A 13411-nucleotide genomic window follows, 5' to 3' on the forward strand; every position below is an offset into this window, starting at 1 on the left:
TTCCGTTAACCGCGCCCGAGTGCCGGGCGCTTACGATCGAATGTCCAGCCGGGGATCAGATACTGCATCGCGGCGGCATCGTTGCGCGCACCGGTCGGCAGTGTCCGGTGCAGCGCGTGGGCACGATGGATTTGATCCATGTCGATCTCCACACCCAGCCCCGGTTTTTCAGGCACTTTGATTTTCCCGTTCACAATTTGCAGCGGCTCTTTGGTCAGGCGTTGGCTGCCTTCCTGCCAGATCCAGTGCGTATCTATTGCCGTCGGCTTACCCGGTACGGACGCGCCGACATGAGTAAACATCGCCAGCGAAATATCGAAATGGTTATTCGAATGACAACCCCACGTCAGGCCCCATTCATCGCAAAGTTGAGCGACACGCACCGCACCGTGCATCGTCCAGAAGTGTGGGTCCGCCAGCGGAATGTCCACCGACTGCAACATGACCGCGTGCTGCATCTCACGCCAGTTGGTAGCGATCATGTTAGTGGCGACCGGCAAACCGGTGGCGCGGCGGAATTCCGCCATCACTTCACGACCGGAAAAACCCTGCTCCGCGCCGCACGGATCTTCGGCATAACTGAGGATACCGTGCAGGTTTTTGCACAGACCGATCGCTTCATCCAGCAGCCATGCGCCGTTCGGATCGACGGTGATCCGCGCATCCGGGAACCGTTTTGCCAGTGCTTTAACCGCCTCGATCTCCTGCTCGCCCGGCAATACGCCACCTTTAAGTTTGAAATCCCTGAAGCCATAACGATCCTGCGCCGCTTCGGCCAGCCGCACTACCGCCTCGCTGTTCATGGCCTCCTGATGACGCAGGTGATACCAGTCATGGTTAACGCGCTCCCCAGTCTGATAAGGCAAATCGGTTTTCTGCCGGTCACCGATATAGAACAGATAACCGAGCACCGTGACTTCATCCCGCTGTTTGCCCGGCCCGAGGAGTTCACATACCGGCACACCGAGGAATTTGCCCATCAGATCCAGCAGTGCGGCTTCGAGTGCGGCGACGGCGTTAACATGCAGCTCGAAAGTCCATGCGCCTTTGCCGAAAGAGTCAAAATCAGAGGACTGATTGCCCATGTGGATCTGGTGCACCAGCCGGTTCATGCGCGCGACTTCCTGGCCTTTCACCTGAGCAATAGCTTCCGTCAGCGTGTGGTAAATCACCTCACCCCCCGGCGCTTCGCCCACACCGGTATTCCCGGCGCTGTCTGTGAGGATAACGATATTGCGGGTGAAGTAAGCGCCATGTGCGCCACCGATATTCATCAGCATACTGTCATGCCCGGCCACCGGAATGACCTGCATATCAGTAATGACGGGTGAGGATTGCGTACTCATCACAGTTCTCCTTTTATGCTGCCTGTACTGGCGTACGGACGAAGCTGGATACGTTCGATTTTTCCCACAATAAATACATAACTCACCACAGCGAGCAGCGCGTGGACGCCGACATAAATCAGTGCACCGTTGAAGGAGCCGGTCGTCCCGATAATGTAGCCGATAGCGATCGGCGTGATGATGCCGGAGACGTTACCGAACATGTTGAACAAACCGCCGCTCAGCCCGCTGATTTCTTTCGGTGCGGTATCGGCCATCACCGCCCAGCCCAGCGCCCCCAGACCTTTACCGAAGAAAGCGAATGCCATAATGCCGACCACCATCCATTCGGTATCGACGTAGTTGCAGAAAATCATCGACATCGACAGCAGCATGCCAATCACAATCGGAGCCTTGCGCGACAGTGTCAGGTTGCCGGTTCTGCGCATCAGCCAGTCGGAAATGATCCCGCCCAGCACACCGCCGAGAAATCCGCAAATCGCCGGTACCGAAGCCACCATACCCGCTTTCAGTATCGACATACCCCGCGCCTGAACCAGATACACCGGAAACCAGGTAATGAAGAAATAGGTCAGCGCGTTGATGCAGTACTGGCCAATATAAATGCCAATCATCATGCGCGATTTCAGTAACTGCTTCAGCTGGAAGGTTTTTTCGCCTTTGACGACGACTTTTTGGGCGATCTTCTGATCCATATTGATCAGCGCTCCCCCGGCTTCCATGTAATCAAGTTCGGCCTGATTGACGCCCGGATGATTTTTCGGATCGTGGATCACTTTCAGCCAGATGAAACTCAGGATGATGCCGAGGCCGCCCATAAAGAAGAAGACATGTGACCAGCCCACCTCATGCGTCAGCCAGCCCATGATCGGGGCGAAAATAACCGTGGCGAAGTACTGTGCGGAGTTAAAAATAGAGACCGCAGTGCCACGTTCCTGAGCCGGGAACCAGGCGGCGACGATACGGCTGTTGCCGGGGAAGGACGGCGCTTCGGCCAGACCGACCAGAAAACGTAAGGCAAACAATGAAACAACAATGCCGAAGCCGCTGAAGACATCAACAAAGCCCTGCAACAGGGTGAATAAAGACCAGATGAAAATGCTGTAGAAATAGACTTTTTTCGAACCGAATTTATCGAGCAGCCAGCCACCGGGTATTTGACCGATGACATAAGCCCAGGAAAATGCCGAGAAGATATAACCCATCCCGACGGAATCCAGCCCGATATCTTTGGCCATTGCCGAACCGGCAATGGATAACGTGGCACGATCGCCGTAATTAAATGAGGTGACAATAAATAACATCACCACTATCCAGTACCGCGCGTTAGTTCTTTTTTTGACAGCACTGGCTGCTGAAACGGTAGTTTCCATGGTGTTCTCCGGAATTAATGACAACGCCTCTAAACAGAGATAAAAGTCATTCCATTCACAGAACTGTAGGGTTCAGAGAGGAAGGAACGCAGCCAGTATATGAACAACGTTCCTTTTACTCATTGGGCAATCTTCCAAGCATAAACAGCCCGTTGCATTTATCCTGAGGCAAATGCCCAGCCACATGGGAGTTGTTTCACAAAAAATGAAACAGCTGTGATGGCTGTCACAGATGGTTATTATCTAATTGCAGAGCGACGTAGAGCAATAAACGATCGTCGAAATTACCCAGATCCAGACCGGTTAATTCCGAGATACGGTTAAGGCGATATTCCAGTGTATTACGATGAATATACAATGCTTTAGAGGTCGCAGTCGGCTGAACGTTATTCTGGAACCACGACACCAATGTGCGCCGCAGTAATCCATTGCCATCCGTCGCTTTAAGACGCGCCAGGGGACGCACCAGTTCGTCGGCCTGCCAGCCGCCACGCAGGCTGTCGAGCAGCACGGGTAAGATCAGATCCTGATAGAAATAACAGCGCTGTTCCGGCATCCGCTGCTTGCCTACCGTCATGGTGGTGCGTGCGGTGCGGTAAGAACGGGCGATACTGCCGGGGCCGGTAAAGAAGTTACCCAGGGAAATGCGCACGCGCAGGCGTCCGGTTTCGGTCATGCGCGACAGCAGATGATCAATGCGCTGACGGTGGCTGTCCGGATCCCAGCGATCGTAGCTGTTCAGCGCCGGTTTCAGCACCACCATTTCAGTGAGGGAAACGATAGCGATCAGATTGTCGCGTTCCGGCGTAGTCAGCAAGGTTTGCAACTGCTGCAGTTCGGCCATGGCGGAATCCACACCAAGCTGTCCGCTGTCTACTTCTACCACTGCCGCAACGCGTGGCCGGTTCAGGTCGATGCCCAGACGCTGCGCCCACTCCATCAGCGCCGGTGAAAGCTCATCCACACGGATCAGGTTAAGCACCAGTTCTTCACGCAGACGGCTGTCCTGCGCCAGCATATGCAACAGGCGCGCCTGTTCGAGCATCATTTCCGCCGTCATACATACCAGCTCGCCATACTGACGCAACTGGGACGGATTGCCCGTCAGACCGATAACGCCCACGATCTGGCCGTCGATACGCAGTGGCAAATTGATACCCGGACGTACACCGTGCAAATGCCGTGCAACGCCTTCGTCGATATCGACAATACGCTCCTGCGAAATCGCCAGCAAAGCGCCTTCGTGCAATTCACCAAGACGCTGATCGTCGCCGCTGCCAATAATCCGTCCGCGGCCATCCATGACATTCACATTACTATCAATAATTTGCATTGTGCGGGCAACAATTTGTTGCGCCAGCTTTGCATCGAGATGATACGCCGACATGGAGCCCCTGCCTTGCCTGTTTTATCGTTGTTAAAACAGCATACTCAGGCCGTGATGCCCACACATTATGCAAATGCCCAAAGAGCGAAAGCGCCTATTGAAGTTGCGGGTAACGTCACAGTTTTAAGCAAATGCCCAACCTGCCCGGCTAAATCCGCATAATTTATGTGTGTTACTGGAAAACAGGCAAAAAAAAGCACGCCGGAGCGTGCTTTGTATGCGGTCTTGCAGGCGTAAATTACTGCGCCAGCAGATAAATGGAGGTATCGCCACGCTGAATATCCAGCGCCAGAACGTTTGGCTTGGTGTCGAGAATTTTACGCAGCTCACCCAGATTGGTTACTTTCTGCTGATTCACACCCAGGATCACGTCGCCTTTTTTCAGGCCGATGCGCGCCGCCGTTGAACCCGGTTTCACTTCATCGACTTTCACACCTTTCTGATCGCCAGCCGCACCGTTGCTCAGTTCAGCCCCTTCGATGCCGGTATAAATATTGCCGGATTCCACTTTCGGTGTCTGAGTGCTTTGCTCGATAGTGACGTCAACGTTCATCGGTTTGCCTTCACGCAGCAGGCCGAGCGTCACTTTAGTACCGATTGGCAAGGTGCCGATATCAGCACGGAACGAGGCGAAGCTGCTGATCGGTTTACCGTTCATGCTCAGTATCACGTCACCGGCTTTGATGCCCGCTTTCTCAGCGGCGGATTTCGGCATGACCTGGCTGATGAACGCACCGCGCTGTGCGTCAACTTTCATGGCTTTCGCCAGTTCGGAGTTCAGCTCAGTCCCCATGATGCCCAGTTCACCGCGTTTCACCTGACCGAATTCGATCATTTGTTTAGACAGGTTTTTCACCATGTTACTTGGGATCGCAAAACCGATACCGATGTTGCCGCCGTCCGGGGCCAGGATCGCCGTGTTAAGGCCAATCAGTTCACCGTTGAGGTTCACCAGCGCACCGCCGGAGTTACCCCGGTTAATTGCCGCATCAGTCTGGATGAAGTTTTCGTAGTTCTCAATATTCAGGCCGGAACGACCCAGTGCGGAAACAATACCGGAAGTCACGGTTTCGCCCAGACCATACGGGTTACCGATTGCCACGGTGTAATCACCCACACGCAGTTGTTCGGAATCAGCCATCTTAATCGCCGTCAGGTTTTTCGCATTTTCTAACTGAATAACGGCGATGTCAGAACGCGGATCCTTACCGATGACTTTCGCGTCGAACTTGCGGCCATCGTTGAGCTGCACAGTGATTTTAGTGGCGTTATCCACCACATGGTTGTTGGTGACAACATAACCTTTGTCGGCATCAATGATGACACCGGAGCCCAGCGCGCGGAAATCTTCTTTCTGTTCAGGCACAGGCTGACCGTCCGGCCCCTGGCCACCGCCCTGGCAAACCGGAGAACCCTGGAACGGCGAGCCGTCCTGGCACAGCGGTGAATTTTGACCAAAGAATTGCTGGAACTGCTGGCCCATACGCGGTGTTTTTACCGGCGCGCTGCCTTCAACGTTAACGCTCACCACGGATGGCATCACTTTTTCAAGCATAGGTGCCAGGCTAGGAAGCTGAGTGGTACTGGTGCTGGAAGACGCTGTTTCAGCAGCCAGTGCAGAAGAAACCGGGGCCATTGCCATGCCGATGCTTAACGCTAATGCGCTGAGGAATAAACTCGATTTTTTCATTTTTCAGGATCTCTTAAAATTATTGTGGCAACCAAAAATAGTCGCATTGCTTGGTAGTCGTGATACTGAGAGAGTATTAATAACGTGAAGTTCATCAGGGTCGAACGGACAATGGTAAAAAATTATTGTCAGTGCTTACAAATGGCGAACTTTCAGACAGTTCAGTAAAGAAACTTAAAGACATTTAAATTTAATCCTTAACTATCACCCTAAATAATTCGTATTACCGCAAGACGGCAAGGGCAGAAATCCCGGTGAGCTGACATGAGTCAGGGATCCGGATAACTGAAAACAGCCAATGCCTCTGTCATACGAAATATGACGGGGAAATTACTCAGCCGCCATTAGTCTTCTGTATTCATCGTATGCATAAAGGTCAGTCATACCGCTGATATAATCCTGGATCATTCGCGCCCGGTAATAAAACTCCTGCGCGGCATGTTCCGCGACCGGTAACCCTTCCAGAGCCGCCACAGCATTGTTGTAAGCCAGACGATGTTTAGCAGAAATCTTATGCAACAGACGGGTTTCTATAGGATATTGCTTGTGCGTGTCTTCCTGAACCAGACGGGTAAAATCGGTCAGCGGCATATCCAGCAGCGGGCTGTAAATATCCAGTAATCCGCTGATCACCCGATAGCCTTGTAATTCCAGCTCCTCCACTTCGTGATGATTGAATACCTGTTTGAAGGCGACCGCTTTATAAATCTCTAACAACCGGTTGGCCTGGCTGTCATCTTCGAGTAATGCATGATTAAAGGTGCCCTGATAAATATCTTCTATATGATCAATGAATCTGCGTGCAGCATGGGGCACCAGTTGTTTCACCGTCTGAACACGCAGTTCCATAAAGAAGTAATCTACCGGATTACGGAACGTTTTCGCTTTATCCATTTTTTCGTAAGCGGTGCGAACCACTTTATCGAAGAAGTCATTTTTCTCTATTGTGCCCCACTCGCGACACAGATATTGATAAAGCTGTTCAACGCTGAAAATACTTTTTTCAACCGCATCTTCCAGATCCGCAATGCAGTAAGAAATATCATCGGCCGCTTCCATAATGTAGGTGAGCGGAAAACGGTTAAATTCACCCATCCCGAGTTCGCTGCGCAGTTTATTGATGAACGGCTCTTCTGCCAGATAAAAACCCGGTTTTTTCATCAGGTAATCATGCGAGGCCAGTTTGGTCATTGAGTACGCAGGGCGGGTATATTTCAGAATGCACGCGGTCTGGCTGTAGGTCAGATTGAGTTTCAGCAAAGTGAAGACCAGCCGGATGGCCTGCGCATTGCCTTCAAAATTAGACAGATCGTAGCGGATTTTACTGCGCAGCTGATTCAGTTCAGTATCGCCTGACGTCAGGCGTAAACACGCGACCAGACAGGCATCAGTTTCCTGCGGCGTTTCGCCGCAACCGGCGGTATCCATCCGTCTGGCGAACCAGTTATTAATGGCGGATTCACCAAAATGGCCGAACGGTGGATTGCCGATGTCATGCATCAGGCATGCCATTTCGACCACACTTTCAAACGGATCCGTTACCCCGTCCAGCCCGTAATATTCCAGTTTTCCCTGCCGGCCCAGACGATGCAAAATTTCTTTGGCAATGTGACGCCCGACCTGTTGAACTTCAAGGGAATGGGTCAGGCGGCTACGAACGGCGGCATTTTTCTCCAGCGGAAAAACCTGCGTCTTCTGTTGCAGGCGACGGATGGCTGCCGAGTTGATAATGCGTCCGCGATCGCTTTCGAACTGACGGACGACGTCATAGGCATCGCGTGCCTCGATCGGTGCGCTGAAAGGGCGCTGAAAATTGAATTTCGCTTTAAAATCGATCCCGGACATGTTTTCCCACCTTTTCAGCCACTCACACATCAAACCGACGCACTTTTTGCATTAACAACCTGCATCCCAAACGGATTATTTCTTATCTTTAGCCATGATAGACTATCGCGCATTGTTTTCGTGATTAAACCGACAATTCCGCACATGCTGCGGCTCATTCCATACACATCTGCGAGTATTCATATGAAAGTAGGCATTATCGGTGCAATGGAGCAGGAAGTGACTCTGCTGCGCGACAAGATCATCAACCGTCAGACTATCGAACGTGCGGGCTGCGAAATCTATACAGGCCAGTTAAACGGCGTAGACGTGGCGCTGCTGAAATCCGGCATTGGTAAAGTGTCTGCGGCGATGGGCACCACGCTGCTGCTGGAACATTGCCGTCCTGATGTGGTGATTAACACCGGTTCCGCCGGCGGTCTGGCGAAAACGCTGAAAGTCGGCGATATCGTCGTCTCTGATGAAGTGCGGTATCACGATGCTGATGTCACCGCGTTTGGTTACGAACCGGGCCAGATGGCCGGTTGTCCGCCTGCGTTCACCGCTGATCCGGCACTGATTGAACTGGCAGAGAACTGCATCCGTGAACTGAACCTGAACGCCGTCCGCGGCCTGGTTTGCAGCGGTGACGCCTTCATCAATGGTGCCGCGCCTCTGGCACGTATCCGCGCGACCTTCCCGCAGGTTGCGGCTGTCGAAATGGAAGCTGCCGCTATCGGTCACGTTTGCCACCTTTTCGATACGCCGTTCGTGGTCGTTCGCGCGATTTCTGACGTTGCCGATGGTGAATCTCACCTGAGCTTTGAAGAATTCCTGGTTGTCGCCGCACAGCAATCCACTCTGATGGTGGATGCGATGCTGACAGCGCTGGCAGCTTCCGAAGAATAATGATAAGCCGGTTCTGCCTCATTCTGAGCGGCCTGCTGTTGCCTGTGGTGGCCAATGCCGCACCTGCACAACGGGTGATCACGCTGGCACCCAGTCTGACAGAACTGGCGTTTGCCGCCGGTCTGGGCGACCGGATAATCGGAGTTAGTGCTTACTCCGATTATCCACCCCAGGCCAGAAAGCTTGAGCAGGTGGCTAACTGGCAGGGAATCAACGTTGAACGCATTGTGACGCTGAAACCTGATTTAGTCCTCGCCTGGCGGGGCGGTAACCCGCAACGCCCGCTGGATCAGCTGATTTCGCTGGGGATACAGGTTATCTATCTTGATCCGCAAAATGCTCAACAGGTAACACAGGCACTGGAACAGCTGGCGGTGTACAGCCCTTCGCCGGAAAAGGCAAAACAAGCCGCGGCGGATTTCCGTCAGCAATGGCAGGCGCTGAAGCTGAAATATCGCCGCGAAAAACCGGTTTCTGCCTTTATTCAGTTCGGCACCCAGCCGCTGTTTACGGCTGCCGCCACCACAATGCAAAGCGAAGTGCTTAACGTGTGCGGCGCAAAAAATATTTTCGCTGACAGCCGCGTACCCTGGCCTCAGGTCAGCCGGGAACAGGTTTTAAGCCGTCATCCTCAGGTTATTGTTATATCAGGCGGAAAACCGCAGAAACAGGTGATAGAAGATTACTGGGGCCCGATGCTCAGTGCGCAGGTTATCGCCCTGGATCCCGACTGGTTCAGCCGCGCCGGACCGCGTATCCTTCTGGCTGCACAACAACTTTGCCCGCAGCTTGCTGCTATCCCTGAAGGGTGAATGCTCACCAACATGAAAGTGTATCAACGGGCAGACCCGCAGGCGCCTTCCCGGATTGTTGTATTATTAACCGAAATCAATAATTTTTCGTCGCCTTCTGTTACTCTATCCGGCGTAACATCCTTCGTACGTTGCCACCCCCGCCTTACGATTATCTGTTTGTTAAACAAGCAAATTAATATAAATAACGGTATGAACAACGACAAAAAAGCGGTTTATCTCCAAATCATAACAACTTCGGATTAAAGACCGCGAAAATTAGACCGATAACCTTTTCAGCCAGGCTGATTTTGTTGATCTACACCAGCAGGAATAACAATAATGAAAGCTCTTTTACTCAGTGTGCTGCTCGCACTGAGCCCGCTGTTTGCTGTCGCGGGCATGACGGGCGGCCAGATTGGCGTCAGCCTGACGATCATGCCAGGTTGCAAGATTAATGCTGCGCGCACTCACACTTCAGTCATCTGCGCCAGCCGGACGATGATGCAACCGCACATCAGCGAAAAAATGCTTACCGCCGTGCCGGGGATTAGCCCCGGTTCGAAGCTGGTAACGGTTGAATGGTAACCCCCTTGTGAATACTCACTTACCTGAGCGCCCTTTTAAACGGGGGTTTTAAGCATAAAAAAGCCCGTCTGCATGCGCAAACGGGCTTTTTCTTTGAAACGGGTAATTAAATGCTGAAAGAGGAACCACAACCACAGGTGGTTTTTGCATTCGGATTGGTCACCACAAAACGTGAACCTTCCAGCCCTTCGGTATAATCCACCGAACCGCCGACCAGATATTGCAGGCTCATCGGATCCACCACCAGCGCCACACCGGCTTTTTCGATGGTCATGTCACCATCATTAATTTTGTCGTCAAAGGTGAAACCGTACTGGAAACCGCTACAACCGCCCCCGGTGATATACACACGCAGTTTCAGGTTCGGGTTTTCCTCATCGGAAATCAGGTTTTTCACCTTACGTGCCGCGGCCTCAGTAAACTGTAACGGCAACGCGGCTGTTTCATTCAACAATGCTTCACTCATAATTTCTCACTCCCAATCCGCATTTGTTCAGGCCGCCGGATTGACTGTCTGAATAATATACTCATTATCTTATACCTGAGTTAATGCTTCAAGTATGGGCATTTTTGGCTGCGTTGTCCTGCTCATTGGTGCTTTCAGTGGTAACCCCGGCCTGCGTTTTTTCGGCATTCTCACGTTCCTGCCTCTGTAAGGTGCGGGTCAGGATGGCGGAATACAAGGGTTTACCGCCCAAAAACTGCGCCAGCAGGGTCGCCCCCAGGCAGGTAATAATCATCGGTAAAATCAGCTGATAATTATCGGTCATCTCCAGCACCAGCACGATACCGGTCAGCGGTGCACGCACACTGGCGGCAAATAGCGCGCCCATTCCGGCAATGGCAAAAGTGGCAGGCTGAATGCCGTATTGCGGGAACCACGCCAGTGCCGCCGTACCGAATGCGGTGCCGAGCAACGTGCCCAGCGCCAGCATCGGGGCAAAAATCCCTCCCGGTGCACCGGACGCAAAGCACAACAGCGTCGTGACCACCCGGACAACGAAGATCGCCAGCAACATCATCAGGCTGTATTTTCCTGCCGCCGCCAGCGGGATCAATGCGAATCCTCCCCCGGTGGCTTCCTGATGCACCAGCCCGAGCAGGCCGCAGAATCCTCCCAACATGCCGCCGATAAGCAGGATTTTACGCAGATTTCCACCATGCACGCGGGCAAACATATCCTGCGTACGGAAAATAAGGGCGTTAAAGCAGACGCCGACCACACCAAATACCATGCCTAACACCAGATACAACCACAGGGTGTTGAGCGGCGCACTCGCCAGTTTGCCGACTTCAATCACCGCGCCGTCACCGTTAAAAATACGGAAAACGATACTCGACATGATCACGCCGATAAACACCGCTTTTATCGAGATCAGGCTGTAACGGAACTGCAGCCGCATCTCTTCGAGAATAAACAGAATACCGGCAAGCGGCGCATTAAATGCGGCCGAAAGACCGGCCGCCGCACCGGTTGCCAGCAACGAATGCCGCGCCTCCGCACTGCGCAGCCGGAAAATATCGACCATCATTTTCCCGACATTCGCGCCCATCTGAACAGTTGGCCCTTCCCTTCCCAGCACCATACCCGCGCCCAGCGTCCCCATGCCGCCGAAAAATTTCACCGGGATCACACGCCACCAGCGTACCGGCCTTAATTCCTCCAGCGCGCCTTCAATTTCCGGAATCCCTGAACCGCCCGCCTCGGGCGCATAACACCGAACCAGATAGTACCCGACCATCGCCAGTGCGGCGGAAAACACAAACGTCAGTGGCCACAGCAGGATCCAGTAATCACTGAAGACATCCAGCCCGGAAAGCCGGACCGCCATCACCCAGTTCACCGCTTTTTCGAATGCTACGCCGAGTAAACCGGCGGCCGTGCCGACCACAGCGGCGACAAGCAAAATGGTGACCGGCGTTTTATCGCGACGCAATACAAGGCGCAGGATTTCGCTGCGTTTGCGCGGACCGCGCGCGGGCGAATCCGCTAAAATTTCAGTGTCTGATTCATTCATCACGGAAGGCGAAATACAAAAAAGGTTATGGAAGGTAAATGGATTTAATCATACAAATTGCCGTCCTGACAGGATCTGCAACAAAATGCCGCACGGTTTACGGTTTGATAACGCCGCTCAGTTCACTAGAATGGGCGCGTTAATCTTTTCATCACATATTGAACCCAGCAATTCAGGAGCCGAATAATGAGTAAGTCAGAAAGTCTGTTCACGCAGGCGCAAGCGCTGATCCCGGGCGGTGTTAACTCGCCGGTACGTGCCTTCTCCGGCGTCGGCGGCACCCCCTTATTCATCGCGCGTGCTGACGGCGCTTTCCTGTTTGATGCCGATGGTAAAGCCTACATCGACTACGTGGGTTCATGGGGACCGATGGTGCTTGGCCATAACAATGCTGAAATCCGCAATGCGGTGATTGAAGCGGCAGAGCGCGGTCTGAGCTTTGGGGCACCGACCGAGATGGAAGTCAAAATGGCCGAACTGGTGACCGGTCTGGTGCCCAGCATGGACATGGTGCGCATGGTGAACTCCGGCACCGAAGCGACGATGAGTGCCATCCGTCTGGCGCGTGGTTTCACGCATCGCGATAAAATCGTCAAATTCGAAGGCTGTTACCATGGCCATGCCGACTGCCTGTTGGTGAAAGCCGGTTCCGGCGCGCTGACCCTCGGCCAGCCAAACTCACCAGGCGTACCGGCTGATTTTGCCAAACACACGCTGACCTGTACCTATAATGATCTGGATTCTGTCCGCGCCGCGTTCGAACAATTTCCTGACGATATCGCCTGTATCATTGTTGAGCCGGTCGCTGGCAATATGAACTGTGTACCGCCATTGCCTGAGTTTTTGCCCGGTCTGCGGGCAATTTGTGATGAATTTAGCGCACTGTTGATCATCGATGAAGTCATGACCGGTTTCCGTGTCGCACTGGGTGGTGCGCAGGATTATTATGATGTGATGCCTGACCTCACATGCCTGGGTAAAATCATCGGCGGCGGAATGCCGGTGGGCGCATTCGGCGGGCGCCGCGATGTGATGGAAGCGCTGGCACCAACGGGGCCGGTTTATCAGGCAGGAACACTTTCCGGTAACCCGATTGCCATGGCTGCCGGTATTGCCTGCCTGACACAAGTCGCACAGCCGGGCGTTCATCAGACCCTGACCGAACGCACCACCCAACTGGCCGAAGGCTTGCTGGACGCGGCACGCAAAGAAAATATTCCGTTCGCGGTGAATCACGTCGGCGGCATGTTCGGGTTGTTCTTTACCGATGCTGAAACCGTCACCTGCTATCAGGATGTGATGAAATGTGACGTTGAACGTTTCAAAAAGTTCTTCCACCTGATGTTGGATGAAGGTGTTTACCTCGCCCCCTCCGCGTTCGAAGCAGGTTTTATGTCTATCGCCCATACGCAGGAAGATATTCAGCGCACCATCGATGCAGCACGTCGTTGTTTCGCTAAGCTTTAATAATGTAAATTAATTTAT

General features: G+C 53.1%; 11 protein-coding genes. 4 read left to right on the forward strand and 7 right to left on the reverse strand.

What is annotated here, in order from left to right:
* Nucleotides 1-5: 5 nt before the first annotated feature.
* From J1781_RS06695 to dgt, 5 genes are all read right to left on the reverse strand, one after another.
* The gene (locus J1781_RS06695; RefSeq protein WP_238483482.1) at nt 6-1346 is read right to left on the reverse strand and encodes an enolase C-terminal domain-like protein; all 1341 of its coding nucleotides are present in this window, start codon (nt 1344-1346) and stop codon (nt 6-8) included.
* On the reverse strand, nt 1346-2719 hold the full coding sequence (locus J1781_RS06700) for an MFS transporter (RefSeq protein WP_129991353.1): 1374 nt from the start codon (nt 2717-2719) through the stop codon (nt 1346-1348). Before J1781_RS06700 ends, J1781_RS06695 begins: the two co-directional genes overlap by 1 nt.
* 226 nt (nt 2720-2945) lie before the next feature.
* Nucleotides 2946-4106: a CdaR family transcriptional regulator gene (locus tag J1781_RS06705; RefSeq protein ID WP_129953122.1), complete on the reverse strand. Its 1161-nt coding sequence runs from the start codon at nt 4104-4106 to the stop codon at nt 2946-2948.
* 238 nt (nt 4107-4344) lie between these two features.
* A complete protein-coding gene (degP, locus tag J1781_RS06710; RefSeq protein WP_129953123.1) occupies nt 4345-5796 on the reverse strand; it encodes a serine endoprotease DegP in 1452 nt (483 codons plus the stop codon).
* 330 nt (nt 5797-6126) lie between these two features.
* Nucleotides 6127-7641, reverse strand: coding sequence for a dGTPase (gene dgt / locus J1781_RS06715; RefSeq protein WP_217233364.1), 1515 nt, complete (start codon nt 7639-7641; stop codon nt 6127-6129).
* A gap of 183 nt (nt 7642-7824) precedes the next feature.
* Here dgt and mtnN point away from each other — a divergent pair, with 183 nt between their 5' ends.
* The 3 genes from mtnN to J1781_RS06730 all read left to right on the forward strand — a co-directional run bounded on the left by mtnN (nt 7825) and on the right by J1781_RS06730 (nt 9908).
* Complete coding sequence (gene mtnN / locus J1781_RS06720) at nt 7825-8529, forward strand: 5'-methylthioadenosine/S-adenosylhomocysteine nucleosidase (RefSeq protein ID WP_129953125.1); 705 nt, start codon at nt 7825-7827, stop codon at nt 8527-8529.
* Complete coding sequence (btuF, locus tag J1781_RS06725) at nt 8529-9341, forward strand: vitamin B12 ABC transporter substrate-binding protein BtuF (RefSeq protein ID WP_217233365.1); 813 nt, start codon at nt 8529-8531, stop codon at nt 9339-9341. Before mtnN ends, btuF begins: the two co-directional genes overlap by 1 nt.
* A gap of 321 nt (nt 9342-9662) precedes the next feature.
* Nucleotides 9663-9908 carry a hypothetical protein gene (locus J1781_RS06730; RefSeq protein WP_129953127.1) on the forward strand — a complete coding sequence of 82 codons (246 nt, stop codon included), beginning with the start codon at nt 9663-9665 and terminating at the stop codon, nt 9906-9908.
* Nucleotides 9909-10014: 106 nt separating this feature from the next.
* On the opposite strand, the gene erpA is transcribed toward J1781_RS06730, so the two are convergent.
* Entirely contained in the window at nt 10015-10374 is a 360-nt protein-coding gene (gene erpA, locus J1781_RS06735) for an iron-sulfur cluster insertion protein ErpA (protein ID WP_370278338.1), read from the reverse strand.
* Between the two features lie 88 nt (nt 10375-10462).
* Entirely contained in the window at nt 10463-11926 is a 1464-nt protein-coding gene (clcA, locus tag J1781_RS06740) for a H(+)/Cl(-) exchange transporter ClcA (protein WP_129953128.1), read from the reverse strand.
* A gap of 186 nt (nt 11927-12112) precedes the next feature.
* Here clcA and hemL point away from each other — a divergent pair, with 186 nt between their 5' ends.
* Nucleotides 12113-13393, forward strand: a complete 1281-nt coding sequence (hemL, locus tag J1781_RS06745) for a glutamate-1-semialdehyde 2,1-aminomutase (RefSeq protein WP_217233366.1) — start codon at nt 12113-12115, stop codon at nt 13391-13393.
* The last annotated feature ends 18 nt before the right edge of the window (nt 13394-13411 follow it).

The sequence above is a fragment of the Rahnella perminowiae genome (genome assembly GCF_019049695.1).
GTDB lineage: Bacteria > Pseudomonadota > Gammaproteobacteria > Enterobacterales > Enterobacteriaceae > Rahnella > Rahnella perminowiae.